This is a genomic window from Lysinibacillus sp. GW821-FHT14F06, from assembly GCF_058803665.1.
In genome coordinates, this window is sequence record NZ_JBXAPF010000007.1 from 161,568 (window position 1) to 183,059 (window position 21,492).

24 protein-coding genes are annotated in these 21,492 nt (G+C 34.1%); 20 read left to right on the forward strand and 4 right to left on the reverse strand.

Features of this window, described 5'->3' with window-relative positions:
• The first annotated feature begins 55 nt into the window (after window positions 1-55).
• Window positions 56-373: a MazG nucleotide pyrophosphohydrolase domain-containing protein gene (locus tag AC1RNS_RS09060; RefSeq protein ID WP_492992043.1), complete on the forward strand. Its 318-nt coding sequence runs from the start codon at window positions 56-58 to the stop codon at window positions 371-373.
• A 12-nt stretch (window positions 374-385) separates the two neighbouring features.
• On the forward strand, window positions 386-829 hold the full coding sequence (locus tag AC1RNS_RS09065; RefSeq protein WP_492992045.1) for a GNAT family N-acetyltransferase: 444 nt from the start codon (window positions 386-388) through the stop codon (window positions 827-829).
• Window positions 830-868: 39 nt separating this feature from the next.
• On the opposite strand, the gene AC1RNS_RS09070 is transcribed toward AC1RNS_RS09065, so the two are convergent.
• The gene (locus AC1RNS_RS09070) at window positions 869-1,324 is read right to left on the reverse strand and encodes an NUDIX domain-containing protein (RefSeq protein ID WP_492992046.1); all 456 of its coding nucleotides are present in this window, start codon (window positions 1,322-1,324) and stop codon (window positions 869-871) included.
• A gap of 107 nt (window positions 1,325-1,431) precedes the next feature.
• Between AC1RNS_RS09070 and AC1RNS_RS09075 the strand changes: the two genes are divergently transcribed.
• Complete coding sequence (locus tag AC1RNS_RS09075) at window positions 1,432-1,929, forward strand: hypothetical protein (protein WP_492992136.1); 498 nt, start codon at window positions 1,432-1,434, stop codon at window positions 1,927-1,929.
• A 75-nt stretch (window positions 1,930-2,004) separates the two neighbouring features.
• Here the strand turns inward: AC1RNS_RS09075 and AC1RNS_RS09080 are convergent, their stop codons facing one another.
• Complete coding sequence (locus AC1RNS_RS09080) at window positions 2,005-3,177, reverse strand: multidrug effflux MFS transporter (protein WP_492992048.1); 1,173 nt, start codon at window positions 3,175-3,177, stop codon at window positions 2,005-2,007.
• A 241-nt stretch (window positions 3,178-3,418) separates the two neighbouring features.
• Here AC1RNS_RS09080 and AC1RNS_RS09085 point away from each other — a divergent pair, with 241 nt between their 5' ends.
• The 3 genes from AC1RNS_RS09085 (at window position 3,419) to AC1RNS_RS09095 (ending at window position 5,280) form a co-directional block, all read left to right on the forward strand.
• Window positions 3,419-3,964, forward strand: a complete 546-nt coding sequence (locus tag AC1RNS_RS09085; RefSeq protein ID WP_492992049.1) for a GNAT family N-acetyltransferase — start codon at window positions 3,419-3,421, stop codon at window positions 3,962-3,964.
• A 127-nt stretch (window positions 3,965-4,091) separates the two neighbouring features.
• Complete coding sequence (locus AC1RNS_RS09090; RefSeq protein ID WP_492992051.1) at window positions 4,092-4,313, forward strand: hypothetical protein; 222 nt, start codon at window positions 4,092-4,094, stop codon at window positions 4,311-4,313.
• Between the two features lie 190 nt (window positions 4,314-4,503).
• Window positions 4,504-5,280, forward strand: coding sequence for a methyltransferase domain-containing protein (locus AC1RNS_RS09095; protein ID WP_492992053.1), 777 nt, complete (start codon window positions 4,504-4,506; stop codon window positions 5,278-5,280).
• A 126-nt stretch (window positions 5,281-5,406) separates the two neighbouring features.
• Here AC1RNS_RS09095 and AC1RNS_RS09100 read toward each other — a convergent pair whose 3' ends face one another.
• Complete coding sequence (locus AC1RNS_RS09100) at window positions 5,407-5,805, reverse strand: glucosamine 6-phosphate synthetase (RefSeq protein WP_492992054.1); 399 nt, start codon at window positions 5,803-5,805, stop codon at window positions 5,407-5,409.
• A 486-nt stretch (window positions 5,806-6,291) separates the two neighbouring features.
• Between AC1RNS_RS09100 and AC1RNS_RS09105 the strand changes: the two genes are divergently transcribed.
• The gene (locus AC1RNS_RS09105; protein ID WP_492992056.1) at window positions 6,292-6,615 is read left to right on the forward strand and encodes a DUF1827 family protein; all 324 of its coding nucleotides are present in this window, start codon (window positions 6,292-6,294) and stop codon (window positions 6,613-6,615) included.
• Between the two features lie 597 nt (window positions 6,616-7,212).
• Window positions 7,213-8,040 (forward strand): hypothetical protein, encoded by an 828-nt coding sequence (locus AC1RNS_RS09110; RefSeq protein WP_492992057.1) that lies wholly within the window; start codon window positions 7,213-7,215, stop codon window positions 8,038-8,040.
• Window positions 8,041-8,132: 92 nt separating this feature from the next.
• Here the strand turns inward: AC1RNS_RS09110 and AC1RNS_RS09115 are convergent, their stop codons facing one another.
• Entirely contained in the window at window positions 8,133-8,519 is a 387-nt protein-coding gene (locus AC1RNS_RS09115; protein WP_492992059.1) for a hypothetical protein, read from the reverse strand.
• A gap of 268 nt (window positions 8,520-8,787) precedes the next feature.
• Between AC1RNS_RS09115 and AC1RNS_RS09120 the strand changes: the two genes are divergently transcribed.
• The 12 genes from AC1RNS_RS09120 to AC1RNS_RS09175 all read left to right on the forward strand — a co-directional run bounded on the left by AC1RNS_RS09120 (window position 8,788) and on the right by AC1RNS_RS09175 (window position 21,471).
• The gene (locus AC1RNS_RS09120) at window positions 8,788-9,144 is read left to right on the forward strand and encodes a hypothetical protein (protein WP_492992060.1); all 357 of its coding nucleotides are present in this window, start codon (window positions 8,788-8,790) and stop codon (window positions 9,142-9,144) included.
• Between the two features lie 916 nt (window positions 9,145-10,060).
• Entirely contained in the window at window positions 10,061-10,222 is a 162-nt protein-coding gene (gene comX / locus AC1RNS_RS09125; protein ID WP_283872189.1) for a competence pheromone ComX, read from the forward strand.
• Window positions 10,195-12,555, forward strand: a complete 2,361-nt coding sequence (locus AC1RNS_RS09130) for a sensor histidine kinase (protein ID WP_492992063.1) — start codon at window positions 10,195-10,197, stop codon at window positions 12,553-12,555. The genes comX and AC1RNS_RS09130 overlap by 28 nt, the downstream gene beginning before the upstream one ends.
• Before the next feature lie 803 nt (window positions 12,556-13,358).
• The gene (locus tag AC1RNS_RS09135; RefSeq protein ID WP_427538166.1) at window positions 13,359-13,904 is read left to right on the forward strand and encodes a helix-turn-helix domain-containing protein; all 546 of its coding nucleotides are present in this window, start codon (window positions 13,359-13,361) and stop codon (window positions 13,902-13,904) included.
• Between the two features lie 259 nt (window positions 13,905-14,163).
• Window positions 14,164-15,162, forward strand: a complete 999-nt coding sequence (locus AC1RNS_RS09140) for an ABC transporter ATP-binding protein (protein ID WP_492992064.1) — start codon at window positions 14,164-14,166, stop codon at window positions 15,160-15,162.
• Window positions 15,149-16,153 carry an ABC transporter ATP-binding protein gene (locus AC1RNS_RS09145; RefSeq protein ID WP_492992065.1) on the forward strand — a complete coding sequence of 335 codons (1,005 nt, stop codon included), beginning with the start codon at window positions 15,149-15,151 and terminating at the stop codon, window positions 16,151-16,153. Before AC1RNS_RS09140 ends, AC1RNS_RS09145 begins: the two co-directional genes overlap by 14 nt.
• A 32-nt stretch (window positions 16,154-16,185) precedes the next feature.
• The gene (locus AC1RNS_RS09150; protein ID WP_492992067.1) at window positions 16,186-17,784 is read left to right on the forward strand and encodes an ABC transporter substrate-binding protein; all 1,599 of its coding nucleotides are present in this window, start codon (window positions 16,186-16,188) and stop codon (window positions 17,782-17,784) included.
• Between the two features lie 104 nt (window positions 17,785-17,888).
• Window positions 17,889-18,902 carry an ABC transporter permease gene (locus tag AC1RNS_RS09155; RefSeq protein WP_492992068.1) on the forward strand — a complete coding sequence of 338 codons (1,014 nt, stop codon included), beginning with the start codon at window positions 17,889-17,891 and terminating at the stop codon, window positions 18,900-18,902.
• Window positions 18,902-19,735 (forward strand): ABC transporter permease, encoded by an 834-nt coding sequence (locus AC1RNS_RS09160; RefSeq protein WP_492992070.1) that lies wholly within the window; start codon window positions 18,902-18,904, stop codon window positions 19,733-19,735. Before AC1RNS_RS09155 ends, AC1RNS_RS09160 begins: the two co-directional genes overlap by 1 nt.
• A 12-nt stretch (window positions 19,736-19,747) precedes the next feature.
• Window positions 19,748-20,086, forward strand: a complete 339-nt coding sequence (locus AC1RNS_RS09165) for a cupin domain-containing protein (protein ID WP_492992071.1) — start codon at window positions 19,748-19,750, stop codon at window positions 20,084-20,086.
• 370 nt (window positions 20,087-20,456) lie between these two features.
• The gene (sigY, locus tag AC1RNS_RS09170) at window positions 20,457-21,140 is read left to right on the forward strand and encodes an RNA polymerase sigma factor SigY (RefSeq protein WP_492992073.1); all 684 of its coding nucleotides are present in this window, start codon (window positions 20,457-20,459) and stop codon (window positions 21,138-21,140) included.
• Window positions 21,127-21,471 (forward strand): YxlC family protein, encoded by a 345-nt coding sequence (locus AC1RNS_RS09175; protein WP_492992074.1) that lies wholly within the window; start codon window positions 21,127-21,129, stop codon window positions 21,469-21,471. Before sigY ends, AC1RNS_RS09175 begins: the two co-directional genes overlap by 14 nt.
• Window positions 21,472-21,492: the final 21 nt, after the last annotated feature.

Consider the following 21,492-nt stretch of genomic DNA (forward strand, 5'->3'; position numbering starts at 1 on the left):
GCTTCATAATATAGTATAATTTAATTTTGTGAGGAAAGAAATGGAGGTCTGAAAAATGAAATTAAATGAATTTCAGCAATGGATAAAAGAATACTATGATACGCGTGGATGGTCTGAATTGAATATTTTTACCCGCATAGGTTTTCTCGCTGAAGAAACAGGAGAAGTGGCAAGAGCTATTCGAGCCTTAGAAATTGGTAGAGACAGACCAGATGAAAAGATTCAATCATATGAAGAAAATAAACAAGAGTTAATAGAGGAGCTTGGAGATGTTTTAGGGAATATTATTGTAATCGCTAATAAATATGATATTTCCTTAGAAGAAATTTTCAACGCGCATCAAGATAAGTTAATGAAGCGTTACCAGGATTGAAAGGAGAATTGGATGGACTATCAAGTAGAAATTTTACAAGAAAAGCATGATGATTTCACTAATTTTTTAAATACCAAAATTCGCGAATATAATGATGAACATTCACTATTCCATCAGGAAAGCAGACAAAAGGATTCTATTCTTCCATTAAATCTTATCGTCACTGACAACAAGCAACAATGGATTGGTGGTATCACGGCAGAGGTTTATTGGGGATGGGTTGAAATTAATAAGTTTTGGTTTAGTAAAGATTACCGTGGAAGAGGTATCGGTGGGCAGTTATTAGACAAAGCAGAAAAAACAGCCAAGGAAATGGGTGCAACAAGAGCATTGTTAACTACATATGAGTTTCAAGCACGTACATTTTATGAGCAAAGAGGCTACCAGGTTGTTGGTGAAATAAAAGATTACCCACCTGGTAGTAGCTATTATACAATGGTAAAATTACTTGATTAGCACAAAATCAGGCTGTCTAATTGTTTCGACAGCCTTATTTTAATTAATATCCCCTAGATAGATGGTGGATTTTTTCCCTGTAGCAAATTGTTGTAGATAGGGTATTAATTCCTTTGGATATATTCGATATTCTAAAAGATGTTCAATAGGTACCCATTCAACGCCAATTTGATAACAATCAGGATTTGTTGGAGATTGTGTTTGATCTATTGAGTGACATAGAAAATAAAATTCGACTTGGTGTACATGACCATCGGATGCTGCATGTTCGTGGTTTTTTCCGATATACTCACGAATAAAAAGAAGCTCTCCTATGGTAACTGAATAGCCAATTTCTTCAATACATTCTCTTTTCAATGCTGTGTGAAACGTTTCTCCATGCTCTTGTCCACCCCCAGGGCAAAGATAGAAGATGCCATCTGTATCCTGATTTTTTGTTAGTAAAATTTTATCATTTTCTATGATGATTGCTTTCATTGAATTTCTAATGGACATTGTTATACGCTCCTATTACATATTTACTGTAAAAATATCGCAAAAGATGACTAAAAAAACGCCCGAATGTCCAACTTATAAAAAAGGGGAGATTTCGTGTGTATTCAATGTCAAATTTTAAATTACTTGTTGAAAAGCAAGCAGAGGTTGATACTATTTATCAGACTTGTGATGATTTAATACAGTCAACGGTAACGCCTAAAATGGACGAGGAAGTTAATAAATTTTTAGATGCTATGGATAAGAAATTAACGGAACAGGGCTTTACTATTACTAAAACATCGACTGGATTTATTGCTAAATACCAAGAGGCTGTTATCAATGTTGATAAGCATTCGAAAAATCTAGAGGAGTGCTTTTTCATTAATTTAAATAATTATGCAGAGGATCAAGTATCCATAGTTTTAGATATTACACATTCCATGATGCCGAAGATTTCCAATAATCTTGATGGCTACTCAGAAATTATCGAGCAGATGACGGATAAATTAAAAAAAGCCAAAAGTCTTGAGAAAGCCTGTACGTCTCCGAAATTTATTTATAAGACGCAGGGTAATACGGTTTTTCAATCTGCTGAGGAGGTAGTGGATTACTATTTTCAGTAAATAGGAAAGCCACCCAAAAAGTATAGGGTGGCCTATAGTGGAAGTACTAATGCTTAAATATGCCCGCTACTATATTTAAACAATATATTTTCTTCCGAATAATAACATAAGCATGGTTAAAATCACAAAATATAGAGGCATTATAAGCAAGGAACCATTATGCAAGAGGCTCATGCCAGACGTTATGAGACTCACCAGCAGGTAATAGCCTAAGCTGAAAATAGCACCTGCTGTTCCAATTACATCTTGAAAGCTGACAAGAGCTAAACTTAAGCAATTAGGCAAAGCAATACCTGCGCCTAATAACAGAATAAAAATAGTACCTAATATGCTACTAAATAGTACATGATTAGAGAATGGTAATATACTAACGATTAATTGTAAAAAGGCGCCAGCAATCATCACATAGCAGCCAAGATGGATAACTTTTTCTGGCTTATAATTGACGACGAGTCTTTTAGATATCATTGCCCCAATAATAGAGGCAAGTGCCACAAAAATCCCAAGAAATCCATAGAGACCAGGCGATATATGAAAATGTTCTATAAAAATAAAAGGCGCCTCAGCATAGTAACTGAATAACACACCATTTATGCCACCAATCAACAAGCCAAAAACAAGAACTTTAGGAGATGAAAGAATGCGCTTTACAACCGGATAAATAGCGATTCTTTTTCTTGTTGATATATCTGTTGTTTCAGGAAGTCTCAAATAGGTGTAGATAAATAGCAATATACTCATTACAACGAGCACAAAGAATACGGCTCTAAAGCCAAGTGCCTGATCGACCCAACCACCAATAAGTGGTCCCACTGCAGGGGTAAAGGCAATGACGGCAGAAATTTGTGCAAACATCGCATGTCTTTTACTGCCAGAAACACTTTCTCGTAAAATCGTTTGCGTAATAATAGAGCCAGTTGCTGCTCCAAAAGCTTGTATAAATCGACTAACCAATAGAAAAGTTATCGTTTCTGCGTAAAAACACATAAAACAGCCAATTCCATAAAAAATTAAACCGCCTAACATTGCCGGTCTACGTCCAATAAAATCAGATAGCCATCCCCAACAAAAAACACCTATTGCAAACCCTATAAAATAAATACTTAAAGTGAGCTGTACGGCACTATTTGTAGTATTCAATGCGTGTGAAATATCAGGAAGAGATGGAGAATAGATTGTCTCACTAATCTGTGGGAATGCCACAAGTACAATCATTAAAAGTAAAGATGGTGCTGCATGTTTTTTCAACTTATTGCCCTCCTACAAGCAAAATCTACTTTTTAATTAAAGAGTAGATAGAGTAGCTAGGGAAAAGGCGGGACCATTATTAGTATACGTTCATAGGATGTCATGTTGTAATCACCTTAATATGCTTGAAGTAGGAGTGCATAGTCTTATATAGTATAATTTAATTTTAGTTATATAGCAATTATTACTATAGTTATCAAATTAAAGAAGATGGTACGGTAGAGATAGAAGGAGGGATTATATGTTTCCCAATTTAGAGACAGAAAGACTTATTTTACGAGAGCTGACACAAGACGATGCTAAAAGTATTTTTAACTGTTTTTCTCATGAGGAAGTAATACGGTATTATGGGCAGGAGCCATTTACAGATTTTAAGCAAGCCGAAAAATTAATAATGCTTTTTTCAAAAAATTTCACTGAAAAAAGGGGGATACGTTGGGGTATAGAAAGAAAAGAGACGAAGGGAATCATCGGAACTATTGGCTTCAATGTTTGGTCACCAACACATAAACGAGCAGAAATTGGCTATGAAATTCATCCAGATTATTGGCGAAAGGGGTATACATTAGAAGCGGTTACTAAGGTAATTTCTTATGGCTTTAATGACCTAGGGCTGACGCGAATAGGAGCTATTGTATTTATAGAAAATGAGGCATCTAATCAATTACTTAAGAAAATAGGGTTTCAACAGGAAGGAATTCTCAGAGATTATATGTACCAAAATGGTAAGGCATACGATACATTTGCTTATTCAATCTTAAAGAATGAAGCTCATTATTTCAGTTAACACCATTTATTGGTTATTAATTAGTAATATTGTTGTAGTTTTGTAGATTCATTTTTCGGTTATAGTGCTAATAAGAAGCTAGGTTTTAGGAAAGAAAAAATAGGAACAGGTAAGGGGCTTTATACCGATGGAATTACAATACAGTACAACTTATTTTCAAAAGTTAGATTTACTAGAAGGGCTATATTTAGGTCAGGCATCGTTAAAAGAAAAGATGCAGTCCAAAAATGGAAGCAATCGTTATAGGGAACGCTTTGAGCAAATAGAAGATGCCATTGTGAAGCTAAATAAAGAAATTAGAATATTAGAACGTTACATCATTCAGTCTGTAGATTCAGTTATATTTTGATTATAACAAAATCAACTCATGCAACTATATTTAAATTGCATGAGTTTTTTATTGTGTATGAGTAATTTGTATTGTTTGATAAGATTACCTTATTGAAAATGATAATTATCATTAATTTTTTTAATGTTAAGAAGAGGTTTACAATAAGAGTAACAAGTTGACCATATAAATTTCGAAAAGAGTGATGAAGATGGGCATTGATTTTCACAGTATGAACAATCGAACAACGTATACAACTCGACATGCTGATTTCTCATGGATGGAAACTATTAAAAAGCTTGTTCCGCCAATGAATATTTCTAGAGCTGCTGATATTGGATGTGGTGGAGGAATTTATTCTAAGGCATTAGTAGAATTGGGTGTAACTTCTGTCATCGGTGTAGATTTTTCTAAGGCCATGTTGGTGGGGGCGAGGGAAAATTGTAAGGATTATCATCATATTACCTTTAAGCAGGGAAATGCACTGGATACAGGCTTAGACAACAGCAGCTTTCAGGTAATTCTCGAACGAGCATTAATTCATCATATCCAAGATTTAAAAGCTTGTTTTCAAGAGGCGTATCGAATACTGGAGGATGATGGAATCTATATTATCCAAGACCGTACACCAGAAGACTGTCTTTTAAAAGGCGATGCACGTCATATACGAGGATATTTCTTTGAGTATTTCCCTAAATTAAAGGAGCATGAAATAACGCGCAGATATAGTAGTAAAAAAGTAATGGAAACACTAAAGGAAATTGGATTTAAGGAGATACAGGAAGTAAAGCTATGGGAAACTAGAAAGGTCTATGAGTACAAAGTACAATTACTTCAGGATATTAGGAATAGAACAGGGAGAAGTATTTTACATGAGTTAGAAGAGGAAGAGTTGCAGGAATTAGTGCAATATATAGATCAGTCATTGGACACTGACAGTACGATAGTTGAAAAGGATAGATGGACCATTTGGAAAGCAGTGAAATAAAGAATCGCTTTTTAGGTTATCTATTTAACTAGGGATGGATGGATTCTACGATTTTCCACAATCCTTTGATTAGCTCTATAGGACTAAATAAGCTCTCGTTTTGCTTTTAAACGAGAGCTTTCACTATTAGTCACCAGCAAGAGTGAGAAGGTATTTGTCTCGATCCTTTTCATCCTGCATTTTATTATCAACCAGCATTGCACCGTACCAGACCTTTGTCATATCATTATCCGCTAAAAATTGAATATTCACTTTCTTTTCTTTATTACTAATTGGACAATCTCCTTTAAACTCTACAACCTTTTGCCCTTTTTGTGTTTCAAAATATACCCAGTATGGATTTTTACAAGCACTTGCCAATCCAGATTCTAACGATTTTTGACTGTTTTCAAATGAATAGTTTTTAACGTATGTAATATATTCATTATCTGTAATGTCCTTTTGTGGACCGTAAAAGTACCAAAATACCCCTAAAATGCCAATTGGCACAATCCATAATATATTCCTTTTGCTTAATTTCCCCATATTTGCATCCCCCTTTATTAAGCTATTTTATCATTTTTATACTGATTTTTGCTAGCTTACAATAATATTTTCTAGTTTTTGTTTTATTGTCATAGCTAAGTGGATTAAGTTAGCATGCTCAATTCAAAATCCGGACGCAATTACACCAAGGCGAAATTGATTCCTTACTGTATTATCTACAAATAATTTGTTTAGAAATTGTTCAGAGTGATATGTTATTTTATGAATGTAACATGACAAATGTTATTCATTGCGCAAAAAGATTGGACTCAAATGATGTGAGATTTGAGTCTAATTTTTTTATTTCTAATTAGAAACATTTTTTGGATTTTTAATAGAAATTTTACATCGTGGATTATTAATCAAAAATATTAAAGTTGTACACGGTAATTTAGTAATCAAGCTACGTATTTCCAAGCACACAATTGAGTCTGAGCATTTTTAGTTGTAACAAATAAACATCATTTGGCAGGGAGGGGGAATAAAATGGCTATAATCTATCAGTTTTCAAGTAGAACATTTCGAGATATAACAAATGAAGGAGTAGTTGACGTAGATAAAGTTGCAGCTGATTTTATTGGAAGCGTTGTAAAAGTCTACGAACATAAAGGGACAATAATTATACACATTGAAGACAAGCATACTAGTCATGCAAGCATTTCAAATGCTAATGGTCAAGTTAAGGAATGGGAAATTAGATATGCAATCGAACAGGTTTTAGATAGAGAAATAAAAGATGTACTTGTACATGTCAGTAGAACTGGAGTAATTCATGTATGCATTAAAGAGGACAATACTTTTATCAAATAGGGTCACTAATTTTTTACAGTGAACCAAGTTAGACTTTATTGAAATCAATCATTGTTCCAACCAGAATGTTAAATACATATTGGACTGTTGTAAGGCAAAAAGAGTAGTTTACTCGATGTTTTTTGAAGATAGTCTAGAACAAATAGAAGTACTGTTTATTTATTATTCTTAATATTTTTTTGCTTATAGAAACAAGAGGAATATTATAAATATTAAAAAACAAAGTCTATTACATCACTTAGAAAATTCATAGTTGTGGATGAATTCCGAGCCGAAGAATGGAGAAAAGTAGTAGAAACTGCATGTGCTGAAGAGAATACCATGAAGAATATGCTACATCCCGTTACTCCCTAAATGTGTATCATGCAATTATTTTATTAACAGAACATTAAAAAAATGAGTGAAATCCAAAAGTAAATCTATTAATAAAATTCAAAGGAAAAAGTCCCGTTGAGTATGTAGAGATTTTGAAAAAGTGCAAATTTTTAAGATTAACCTTAATTATGTGGTAAATATATGTTTATATTTATCGATGAATATAAGAGAAGCTTTTTTGGAAAGCAGACAATCAGAAAGAGAAACAAGGGGGCGCTTACTTTGCTTGAATGGACTAGCGATACATGGGGGAAGCTGATGGGACCCTATGGATCTGGAGAGAACGTACCAACGCTGCTAGAGCAGTTGATGCAGGAATACAACCAAGAAACGGCTGATGAGCTTTTTCAGGAATACTTGTTTCATCAGAATACGATTTACACGGTCACATATGCGGCAGTTCCTTATTTAGCAAAGATTGCTTGTTCGACGAAAGTTCCTGAAGTGCAGCGAGATTTGTTTATTACATGCGGCATCATCGAAGCAAGCCGTGACAAGAACGACTCGACGCCTTATCCTATAGCTTGGGCGGAGCTCGCTGAGGATGTAGGAGCATCAATCTGTGAGGACATCTATAGTGGATATATAGAGGCAATTCGCGATGTAGCATTATTAGGAGAAGAGGTGCGTATCCATGCTGCTCATGCTCCAGTTGATGATGTGGAAAAGCGTTATATTCTTGCCGCTGATGCAGCTTTTCGGGGATCTTACAAGGTGGCGAATATGCTAATGACATTTGTGTCGGGAGATGAGTACATTGCAGTATGTCCAGAGTGCAGGCAGGATGTATATTTATGGCCAAATGAAGAGGGTGAGTGTATACAGGCATTTGCGCAAGACCCTGTGTTCGAAGAGGAACAAGAGGTCCATATAGTTATACCTGTGTCTAATTTTTCGGATGCGGACCAAGCGGTGTTGGCGGATCAAGTGACAACGATTGGTGAACATGGACTAGCCCGCGATTTGCCATATTTGGCTGGTGAGACAAACTGTCCTTCATGCGGAGTGAACATGCCAATTTGGCTAGCAATGCTGTCGATATTTGATTGATAAGCTCTGCCAGTTTTGACTAGATAATGGTTTACAAAAGAAGAGGAATGCGTGGAGCATTCCTTTTTATGTTAACTTTTATTTAGGTCTTATTACCTGACGACTTCACCATCACCACTCACATTAAAAAAGCCGACTCCATGCTTTTGTGCAAGCTCTTTCATTACGTTGAAGGCTTCATCTGCGACTGACCAAGCAAAAGCAGTATAAATAATAGCATAGCCAATACTATATTCAGTGAAACGACTCTCAAGCTCATCGTCCTCATCTTCATCCAGTAATTCCTCATATGCCAAATTCATATCGGGAAATTGCTGAGTCATGTCTTCATACCATTTTTGTAATGCTCGGCTTGTATAAGCCACTGTTTGATAATCATGTGGCTCTGTCCATTTTGTCTGTTCATCATACCATTTTAAAAAAGCTTCCTTATTGCTAGGTGCTTGCTCCTTGTCAAATACCATTAAGTCATAGCTCATTGCGTAATCTCCTTTTCTTTATGAATTTTAAATATAAGAACTTTTTTAGGTAGAGGCAATTATTTAAGTTCAACTATATTATGATTATACTTTAATTAATATAGCTCTGTTGAAATTTGAAACCTAACAGAAATCCTAGTATTATCTGTTTCGAGAAGAACAGATGTTGGGGATGTGGTAGGTGAGAAGTGTTCAGATTTAAAATGACAGGTATGTCTATAAGAATTTAATATTTAGAACGAAAGTAAAACAAAAAGGGTTGAGCATTGTGAGAAAAAAAGGCTATTTCATAGACAAATATAAAAATCAGATTTATAACGATGAAGCATTAGTTTCAAGTAAACTTTATCCTGATACTCCTATGTCACAGGAACTTGGAGAAATGATTTTTAATAGCATAGTAGAACAGGTATTTATCTGTAACTATCAAACAGAGCAGAAAAGCAAGCTAGAGCTATTATCGATAAATGATGTTAAGTCTGAATGGTATTCGAAGTATAAATATAATATCTGCCTTGATGATGAAGCGTATTTGAATGATTTCCCTTATGGATACTGCTTTTTTGTTGAGCTTTGGGAAAGCGAAAAAGGTGCTCCCATTTTGGTGTTATTCCATTATCATTAAGAGTCCAAAAAAGAGTATGTAGTATTTGAAAAACCTTTGCTGATGTTTTTAAAATGTATATTCAAATCATTTGAGGACTATTTCAAGCTAGCTGCTATAGTTAGCAGATGTTTCATCATTGAGAAGGAACACACATTTTAATTAATATATAGGTAGCATGAATTCTTATATGACTTGGAGCCATACCACTATATTTAACTGAATACTCTTATTTTTTGTTGATATTTGTTAACAATTTCCTTCATTGACGTTTGAAGAAACAATTGTCATTGCAGATGAAGTAGGTATCAAACATCCCAACCTTAAGACACAATACTCAATTGTTCTGACTACAACGGATTTTTTATTAACAATAGATAAAGGGGAAGGATTAGAAGAGTTACTCGCACTATTAAGGTAAAAGATGATCTTTAAAAGTGAAGGTCATTGAGAAATTTGAGACTGAGCGAGTTTATGGGAAGGATAAAATATTGATTGGGTGTATTGAGAACATAGATTTTGAATTTTTGATTATTCTTTTGAAAATACAAATCAATGTTGAAATAGAAGGATATTTAAAAAAGATCTTCCACGAATTCTATTAAGAGCGTGTTTTGAGCGCTTTTATCGAGGTTTATTGATTTAATAAATATTCTAAGACTACAATATCGACATATAAAATTAAATTGTCAAAAAATGAAGAAGACAAAGCCTGTTCTTAGAAAAATCAGCACCCGATATATTGAATTTTAGCAATTTTTAGAAAATTATGTTGATAAATTGGATAATAAAAGTATAATATAAGTATAGTTGCATTTATGGTTATTAATCCCTTATAAAAAATTGAATGGTAAAATACTAAAGTTAATAGAGATTGAAAATCAATTGATTATGCCGAAAAATGTAACTATAAAAACTAATGAAATGAGGAGATTTTATGATTAACATGATTCAATATTTGGAAAAAAACCCATCACTACTTACATTGTTAAAAGAAAATAAGGCTTCTCTAGTTGGTGTTACAGAGCTTGAGCAGAAGGCAATCATAACATCCTTTGATGAGGATGAGACATGTTTAGAAACGGGCTTTTGGCACTAAACTTTTTGAAAAGTAATTGGCTTTGGCTTACTATAAGTACTTATCTTATATTAGGAAGCTATTTGATATATGTAACTTATAGCACGCCTTATTTGGGAATTAAACTGAAAGAAGAGAATGGACAATGGTTAATAATTGAGCCATTTTATAAGGAATGGGCAAATAAGCAAAGGATTTCAGCAGGGGATATTATTTTGGAAGTTAATGGTAACAATATTAATGAACTAAATATTATTAAATATGATCCTGTAATTAGAGTGGCTAAAGAGTTAAAGTTTGTGAACCAAGAAGATGGACAGTTAATTCATTTACAATTAGAACCATCTGATATTCCTGAACAATTTTTGTATATATTTTTTTTACCAGCATGTTATTTTTTATTAAGTTTAATTGTTTCTCTCTACTTATATAAGAAACAAAAGAATTCGAGTTTGATAAATTTACTTATTCTGTTTATTCTTACCGTATCATTGGCTTATGTTAGTATTGGCGCATCAGGAATGTTAGATAATGTTGGGACAGTTGTGAATCGAAGTAGTATGATACTTTGTCTTGTTCTTTTGATTCACTTTTTAAGAAATTATTTTTTATTTTTGAATTTAAAATGGTTATTTATCTACAACATTAAAATAATATATATACTTCCTGTAATTATAGTTTCTTCTTTTAGTATTTTTAGTATCATCTACCCATTTACAAATACTTTATTCTCTATTTTTACCCTGTGGTTATTTTTTATTTTATTAATAATAATTTTTGGTATTTTAGGGATAGGCTATTTAAAATATAAAACCCCTCAATTGAAAATTTTTCTATTAAGCATTATTAGCCCTTTTTTACCATTCCTTTTTTTGTTTGCCTTACCGCAAATTATTTTTCATAAATATATAATTTCTGCCGATATATGCTCCTTATTTTTGTTGCTTATACCATACAGCTTCATATGTACACAGCTCACTGAACGTATATTTGATATGGAGTACTATATAACTCGCATACGTCATTATTTTAATTTTTCATTTGCTTTTACAGTTTGGCTATTAATTGGTCTCTACTGGATAACTGATATAGCTATTTCAAGAATGACAGAAATTTTCCTTTTTTCCTTTTTCTCTTTAATAGCCCTTTTCTATATTAAAGAAAAAATAGATTATCATAAGCGAAAAATCCTTTTTTCAACAAAGGGAGATTATATCCATAGAATGTATACGACCATTGATAGTATTGGAAGAGTCGTAAAGATTGAAGACTTATTGGAGAAATTTGTTCTAGAAGTTGCTTTGCATCTTGAGATTAATCATATCGACGTACTAACAAATGGTTTTCAAACACATCATGTTACTTCATTAAGCAAATCAAAAGAATATACACAAAATCAAATAGATGAAGTTTTACTAGAAGAACTACGCTTGGGGGATATAAAGAAAACTGAGCATTTTTATATTGCTTTTATTCACCAAGATGTAAATTATAAAAGAATACTAGTCGTAGATCATAATAAATCTATCTATCTAAAGGAAGAGGAATTATTATGGCTAGAATTATTGCTTTTATATTTAAATAATTTTATAGAAAATACTAAAATGGTTGAAGAACTTTTAGAACAATTAAAGCATATGAAGGAAGCAGATAATGATCAGTTACCGTGGCTCAATAAGCTACTATGGCTTCGATTTGAACAAGAAAAGTATCAATTAGCGCAAGAACTTCATGATACGATTTTACAAGAGCAGCTCCATATTGCTAGAGAAATGCATGTAGTTATCCATGCAAAGACAAACACAAATATTCAAACGAATCTTTCTGTAGTTCATGATCATATGATTGCATCGTTGACTGATTTAAGAGGATATTGTGAAAATTTAAAACCGCCACTATTAGATACATTAGGTTTAAATGCAGCGCTTGAAAAACTTATCCAAAAATTTCATAAACGAACTGATTTTGTTCTAATTTACACCATTGATCGTCTTTATTTAGAGGATGAACGTTTAAATTTAATGATTTATCGTCTTTTCCAAGAGCTATTGAATAATGCTTTGAAACATTCGCATGCTAACATTGTTGAGATTCATCTCTTAGAAGCCAAAGAAGGTTTTGAAGTCAATTATTTTGACGATGGTATAGGATGTAAAATGGATGAAATCATTCTTGCCGATTCAATGGGGATCAGGGGGATGCAAGAGAGGGTTCGGGCTTTTAATGGCACGTTTTCTATCAATACCAGTGTAGGAGATGGAATGTCCATTCGAATTAAGGTAAACGAAGGAGAACAAACCCATTCCTATGGCTACGATACTTATAATAGATGGCCAACTCATAGTAGGGGATAAAATATGACAGTTGTATACTTTATTGTGCCAAAAGCATCTTCTACGAAACCATTTACATTAGATAAGAAAATTGTTGAAGAGCGCATTTGTTGAAGTTCAACAGAAGAAAGTAGTCGAATTTTTAATGAAAATTAAACAATCCTTCACAAAGAAAGAATCTATTTTGATCAATTTATATCAAATAGTTTCTTTTTTTTTCGTAAAATGTGGTCTTGGTAGTTGTGTCCCTTTTCACACTTCAGTATTTACATTTAAATTCTCCTGTATAAGTGTATACGAGCTCCTTAAATTAGTAATCTTCGTTTAGAAGCCCATCTTTAATCTGCTCACCTAGTTGCAGCCTATCGAATTTTTTCGTTAAACATACACCATTTTACAGCTTCATTAAAACCCACCTGCTATAAAATAGGGCTATAACTCCTTCCAATGACCAGAAAAGTACATTATTTTTTAACTTGTTCTTTTCCACATTCTGTTTTCACTATAATTTATGACTGCCTACTCTTTCAAATAGATTATAAACCAATACATCCATCCTTTATTACCACTCATCTGTTTAAAATGTTTGTTTTTTCTTTAGTAGTCAGCATTCTTGGTGCTTCTAAACGTTTATTATCTATATAAAATCAACAAATCTTTTATAGTATTGCTGCTATATTACAAAGGTATCTTAAAAAAATATTATATTAAGAATATAAAGAATATTTTAAAATTTAATTTACATTTTTAAAAATTATGATAAGATTGTAATAAATTACGGTTATACAGTAATTATTCTTCTGTTAAGAGAAAGGAATTCAGTTATGGAAGAAATTTTTCAAAAAATAAAGCAATTAAGGTTTGAACAAGGTATGACTTTGAAGGAATTGAGTGAAAAGACTGAATTATCCGTCAGTTTTTTATCCCAAATTGAGAGAGGAACATCATCATTAGCTATCACATCCTTAAAAAAAATTGCTGACGCATTTGGTGTGAAGATGATTCATTTCTTTGAGGAGACGGAAGATCTAAATTACGCAGTGAAAAAGCAAAATCAAAAACCTTTTAAAATAGAAAGCTCTGATTCTACTTATGTTAGGTTAAGCAATAATTTTCCAGATAGAAAAATAGAGCCATTTCTTGTAACAATAAAGCCTCTTCAAAAAGAAAACGAACCATTTAAACACCCAGGTGAAGAGTTTTATTACGTTCTAAAAGGGGCAGTATTATTCACTATTGACCAGACAGAATATTATTTGCGTGAAGGAGAAGCAATACATTTCCCTTCAAATCTCACTCATATATGGGAAAATCCTTTAAATCAGGAGACTGTATTACTTTCCGTAATCACTCCAGTTATTTTTAGTTAAATAAATAAAAAGGAAATTTATCTAGTTGTTTTAAGATTTATTTACTTGAGGAATATTAGAATTTCAAAACGGATCTATTTAAAGAACTTATACACTATTACTTGCTTTAGATAATAGAGCAATAATTAATTAAATGTTCCTCAAGCCAAATTGTGTGCTAAAGATTAATGTATTGAATTTTCGGAATTATCAATCTATTAATTTTTTAGTACTATTCTTGCAATTATTTTTAACAATACTTTTGAAAGAGGTGAAACTGATGACATTACTAAAAGTGGAGGATTTGACGATTAAATTCAAGTCACGTCAAGGTGTTGTCAAAGCAGTAGATAATTTAAACTTTGAACTAGCCCAAGGAAGTTCATTAGGAATCGTTGGTGAAAGTGGTAGTGGCAAAAGTGTTACCTCCCTTACGATAATGGGACTTTTACAAAATGCTAATAGTGAAATCACTGGAAATATTGATTTTGATGGTTTAGATTTGTTAAAACTCTCACCTCATGAAATGCGGAAGATTAGAGGAAATTCTATATCAATGATATTTCAAGAGCCAATGACCTCACTTAATCCTTTACATACTTGTGGTAAGCAAATTATGGAACCAATCTTGATTCACGAAAAAGGTGTAAGTAAACAAGAGGCAAAAAAACAAGCAATTGAATTGCTAAGAATGGTAGGAATCCCTTCTCCAGAGCAGCGATTTCATGAATATCCACATCAAATGTCAGGTGGTATGCGACAAAGAATTATGATAGCTATCGCTTTAGCCTGCAATACCAAACTATTAATTGCTGATGAGCCTACTACTGCATTAGATGTTACGATTCAAGCGCAAATTCTAGATTTAATGAACAGTCTAAAGAAAAAGAGGAATATGAGTATTATTATGATCACTCATGATTTGGGTGTTGTGAAGGAAATGTGTGAGAAAGTAGTAGTTATGTACACTGGACAAATTGTTGAAAAAAGTCCAACTGATTTGGTTTTTGCTGATCCTCTTCATCCGTATACAAAAGGATTGCTTAATGCCATACCTAAAATTTCTAGTAAAGTGGAAAGACTCGAAGCGATTGAAGGTAGTGTTCCTGATGCACTGAATATGCCAAAAGGTTGCAGTTTTCATCCTCGTTGTAAATTTGCAACAGAGAAATGTAAATTGGAAGCCCCACCATTATTTCAACTAGAAGATGGTCGTGAAGTAAAATGCTTTATTTATGACGGATCTGAAAAGGGTGGTGATGTGAATGGTACAAAATAATTCCAATAGTATAGATACGGTATCAAACAGCAAAGGCACAGAAAATATTTTAGAGGTTTCACACTTAAAAAAGACCTTTCATATTAAAAGCCCAGATGGAAAAAAAGGTTTACTTAGAGCAGTGGACGATGTTTCTTTTACGATAAAAAAGGGTGAAACATTTAGTCTTGTGGGCGAAAGTGGCTGTGGTAAAAGTACACTAGGCAGGACATTGCTTGGTCTATATACACCAGACCAGGGATCTGAAATATTATTTGATGGCGAAGATATTACAAAGTTTTCAAAATCAAAACGGAAAAATTTTGCTAAAAAGGCACAACTGATTTTTCAAGATCCATCTGCTTGCTTAAATCCACGTAGAACGATTAAGCAAATTTTATTAGAACCATTCAAAATTCATAAAATACAAAATGGTGAAGCAAAAATTAAAGAGCTAATGGATATGGTTGGTCTAGCAAATCGTTTTCTTGATAGATATCCTCATGAAATGTCAGGAGGTCAGAAACAAAGGGTTGGAATTGCTAGAGCATTGGCACTAGATCCAGAGCTTATCGTGTGTGACGAACCTGTCTCAGCTTTAGATGTGTCGATTCAAGCACAGGTCATTAACTTACTAGAGGATTTACAGAAACAATTGAACCTTACTTATCTATTTATCTCGCATGATCTCAGTGTTGTTCACCATATTAGTGACCGAGTCGCAGTGATGTATTTAGGTAAAATTGTTGAATTATCTACTCGTGATCAACTATATGAAAAAACGCAACATCCTTACACAAAGTCGCTTCTGTCCTCGGTTCCAGATATTAGTGATGAACATCGAGAAAAGATTATTCTTACAGGGGATGTGCCAAGTCCATCTAATCCGCCTGCCGGATGTAGGTTTCATACAAGATGTCCTGTAGCGATGGATATTTGCAAAACACAGGAGCCTGACTTTATTCAAACAGATAGTAAGCACTTTGCAGCATGTCATTTGCATACAAAGTAAAACTATAAATTTATTATAAAAGGAGAACTTAGATGATGAAAAAATTTTCTTTACTATCCATCCTATTGGTATTGGCTCTATCGCTTATCGCCTGTAGCAATAAAGAAGAAAAAACAAATGAATCTGGAGGCACATCTAACACGGATACAATCGTAATTGGGGTTGCTTCCGACTGGAAAACGTTAGATCCAGCGCGTGCTTATGAAGTGTTTGGAAATTTCTATTTCTATGCAACATATGAGAATTTATACACGTTGGAAGGGTCAGACCTTACACCAAAGCCAGCACTTGCAAAAGAGTATATGGTAGATGATTCTGGGCTTGTGTATACATTTAAGCTAGATGAGGGTCGTAAATTTTCGAGCGGTAATGCTGTAACTGCAGAGGATGTTGTATTTAGTTTTAATCGTACAATTAATTTAAAAGACAATGCTTCTGCTCTTGCAGAAGGAGTTGCTAGCGTGGAAGCGCCAGATGACAAGACTGTTGTTGTCAATCTTAAGGAAAAGGATGCATCATTCCTTTCAAAACTTACAAGTAATGCCTTTGCAGTTGTAGATAGCAAAGTTGTGAAGGAACAAGGTGGTTCAGATGCAGCAGATGCAAGTTCAACGGATGCAGCAACTGCTTACCTTGATGGGGCATCAGCAGGTAGTGGTCCTTATGTATTAACGAAGTGGACTCCAAATACAGAGATGGTTTTTGAAAAGAATCCGAATTATACGGGTACTGTGAATGCGAGTAAGGTTATTATCAAAGAAATTCCGGATCCAAATACACAAATTAAAGCACTTGAAAAAGGTGAAATTGACGTAGCATTAAGCGTTGGACCTGACCAAGTGAAAAGCATCAAAGAGGGTGGAAATGCCAAGGTAGTATCTTCACCAACTTCAACAATTTCATTCTTACTAATGAATAATAGTACTGAAATAGGAAAAGAAATGGCGGACCCACTTGTTCAGCAAGCTGTTCGTTACGCGCTTGATTATAAAGGCTTCCAGCTATTAGCGGGCGATGGCGCACTATTACCAATGTCATTTGTTCAAGATGGTTTTGTTGGCGCAAAATCTAGACCAGATAATTATCAAAACTTAGAAAAGGCAAAGGAATTGATGAAGCAGGCAGGGTATGAAAAAGGCTTTACAGTACCTTTAACAGCTGCTAATTACGATTCAGAAGGACTTTCATGGGTAACAATTGCTGAAAAAGTAAAAGAAGATCTTGCGAAAATTAATATTAATGTGGAAATTCAAACTGGAGATGTTGGGGTTGTTATCGAAGACTATCGAAATGGGAAAACGCCATTCCTAGTGATGCACTGGTCTCCTGACTACTATGATCTAAGCAATCAATTAGCATTTATTCCAGGTGATATTGTAGGAAAACGTGCAAACTGGGAATCTTCAGCTAATGCAGAATTAGTAAGTTTAGCTGAACAAGCGAAAGTAGAAATTGATGTTACAAAACGTGCAGAAATTTCTGAGAAGATGCAGGAAATAGTTGCTGAAAATAGTCCATATGCATTCTTAGTACAGCACCCTAAATCATTTGCTGTAGGTGCCAACCTTGAAGGTGTTACTTACAACGACCTTTATAAATTACGATTAAATGAATTAAAGCTTTCAAAATAATTTTTTATGATTAAGCAGCTACTCGTAGGTAGGTAACTATATACGGTAGCTACTTACCTGAGATTTACTAGGAAGTTGTATTCTAGTTGGGAGTGTGATCCGAATTGCTTAGATTTATTGCTAGGCGTCTATTGTTTCTGCTTTTCTTATTGTTTGGTGTGGCACTTTTCGTTTTTATTCTTTCGCATTTAGTGCCGAGTGATCCGGTTGCTGCGAATTTGAGCCAAAGTGCAATGAATAATCCTGAAATTGTTGCTGCTTTTAAAGAGAAGTGGGGACTAGATCAGTCGCTTTTTAGTCAATTACTTCTGTACTTCCAACACTTATTGACGGGTGATTTGGGTACATCAATACGAACAGGCAGACCTGTGTTTGATGATTTAATGCAGTTCTTCCCAGCAACATTGGAATTATCGATAGTAGCGATGGTGATTGCCTTAGTGTTAGGTATTCTATTTGGAACAATCTCTGCAATTTTCAGAAATAAGGCTATTGATCATGTCATTCGTACCATTTCTGTTAGTGGGGTATCTGTACCGAGCTTTTGGTTTGCTTTAATTATGCTCAATATTTTTTCCTCCGTTTTAGGCATTACGCCTGGACCTGGTCGAATTGATGCACGAGCAACAACTCCTGAGGGAGGAACAGGATTACTTCTACTAGATTCAATTATTAGCGGGAATTTTCAATTATTCGGTGATGTGGCTATGCACTTGATTCTACCAGGAACGGTATTAGGATTCTTTACTATGGGACTAATTGCTCGTCAAACAAGATCTAATTTGCTTGAAGTGTTGTCAATGGATTACATACGTACAGCTCGTTCTAAGGGTCTGAAGGAATCTGGAATTATCGTTAAACATGCGATTTCCAATGCAATGATACCGGTCATTACAGTAGCTGGAATAGGATTTTGTAATTTACTAGGTGGAATGGTGCTAGTTGAAAATATTTTTGCTTGGCCTGGAATTGGACAGTATGCCTACCTATCTGCCGTTTCACTTGATTTCCCAGCTATATGTGGTGTGTCATTATTAATTGCTTTTATTTATGTTGTTATTAATCTACTAATTGATATCCTTTATGGGATTATTGATCCGAGGGTGAGGTATAAATAATGAGAAAATTTAGCTCTTTTATCACTCAAAAAGGATTTCTTTTTAAACTTGGATTATTCATTTGTGCATTTTGGATAATCGTTGTCATTTGTGCACCATTAATCGCTACACATAGTACAACTGTACAAGATTTATCCATTCGATACCAGCCACCGAGCTTTTCACATTTCTTTGGTACTGATGAGTTGGGACGTGATGTATTCTCACGTGTTATGTATGGTTCTAGAATTTCTCTAACAGCAGGTATAATTACTGTGATAACTGCATTTTCTTTTGGTATTTTCTATGGGGGAATAGCAGGATATAAAGGTGGGAAAGTAGACGAAGTAATGATGCGTTTCTCAGAGCTTATTATGGCATTTCCACCACTTATTTTAGCGATGGTAATTGCAGCAGCACTTGGTCCAAGTATTATAAACTCGGTAATTGCAATGGCCATTATATGGTGGCCAAATTATGCAAGATTGATGCGTTCAATGGTTATCTCCTTAAAAGAAAGCGAGTATGTTACTGCTTCGCGCGTGATGGGTGCTTCACATGTTCGAGTTCTGTTTTTAGAAATTTTACCGAATAGCTTTGGTCCACTACTGGTTATGGCAACACTTGATCTAGGGAATGCAATCTTGATGTTTTCTGGATTAAGCTTCCTTGGACTAGGAACACAGCCGCCTACACCTGAGTGGGGTTCAATGGTATCAGATGGGGCAAAGGTTATTCAAAATTGGTGGGTATCAACCTTCCCAGGGTTAGCTATATTCTCAATTTCGATTGGTGCTAACTTTGTAGGGGATGGTCTACGAGACTTCCTAGATCCAAAACTTCAAAAAGAATAGGTGGTAAATAAAATGGAAAAAATTAATATTAATCAAGTCGAGCCCATTGGCATGCCAATGTATGAAATGAAAAAATTTTTTACAAAACAGGGGAATTTCCAAGAAGTGAGCATGAGTGTTATTTCTCTGCTACCAGGCGAACGTGTTCCTACTGTGGGCATGAGCCGTCATGATGAAGATGAATATTCTTATATTTTCAGTGGAGAAATTGAAACATACAGTAATGGTGAATACAGTGTGGAAAAGGCAGGAGATGCAACACTAATTCCTGCTGGCGAAGAGCATTGGTGTGTTAATAAAAGCAGTGAACCATGTATGCTTGTGTGCTTTATGGTGAAAAAAGCTGAATAATATTGGCACTTATTTATTTAAAAGTGGTCCAAAAAGATTTGCAGCAAGTTTAATAAAGCTCGAAGCGCTACATGTTTTACAGTGAGGATGATAACTTTACTTCTGAAATAATCATTGGAGTAATTTTAAGTTCGAATACCCGTGTTTAAAAACTAAAAAATATTTGTTAGAACTCATTTTGATTAATTTTTTCAAAATGAGTTCTTTTAGGTGCGCCCGGCATGTGTATGAACTATAGGGTGTAAGTCCCGAACCTCGAAGACAGAAGTAGAGGTTAGCCAAGAGCAAGGGTGTCAAATCATGTGAGTAGTTTGATAATACTATAATAATTAAACAATTATTTTGAACTCGTTGAAGGAGCAACAATATTTTGGTTTTTGGTCAAATATATAACTTTCATGTAAACTTAATAAATACTAATAGGTGGCAAAATGTTTTTGTTGTGATTCTTTATTTTGAAAATGAACGATTTTTCCCAGTTAGTCGTATTACATATAAATCATTATTGTATGGAGTAGATTTCATGGATGAAAAGGATTTAATTCGAAAGGCGAAAAAAGGGGATACATTGGCTCTTTCGAAACTGCTACAACAGAATTATTCGTTCCTCGTAAAGTATTTAATGAAAGTTACCCTTCATCCACAAATCGCAGAAGATTTAACACAAGAGGCGATGATGAAGTGTATTGAAAAAATCCAACTGTATAATGGTGAATCCAAGTTTTCCTCATGGCTCATCACAATCGCAACGAACCTTTTTATCGATCAACAGCGTAGAAAGAAGCGGGAGAAAAACTGGCTAGAGCAGGAACAAGCGCTCCGAAAAATGAAATGGAATGCAGCCAATATGAACGAAGAATGGACTGATGTACTTGATGTACTTGCTCAGATTAATGAAGAAATACGTATGCCAATCGTATTAAAGCATTATTACGGATATTCATATGAGGAAATTGGAAAAATGATGGGTATTGCAGAAGGAACAGTAAAATCTCGAGTTTCAAATGGTCTAAAAAATGTACGAAAGGAGTTGGCTGAACTTGAAGGAGTATGATTCTAAAAATAGTAATTCTATGTTGGATGATGAAGATGAAATAACGGTTAAGCAATTAATAGATGGTTTAGAAAAACTGGATCAATGGAATCCAGTATCTACTCCAAACTTACAATGGTTTCAACAAAATGTTGAATTAGAGAAAAAAAGAATACGAAAAAAACAATGGAAAGACCTCCTCACGTTTATCTCTGTTGCAGTATTTGTGCTTTCGGTTGGGATTGCTGTCGTTTATCGTCAGCCAATTCTTATTCTTTATTTTCAGCTTGTGGGGATTATCTTATTGCCCTTAGCTCTTAACAAAACTAGAAAGAAGGTCAGTAATGAATGATCTCAAACAAACTAAGTAGCA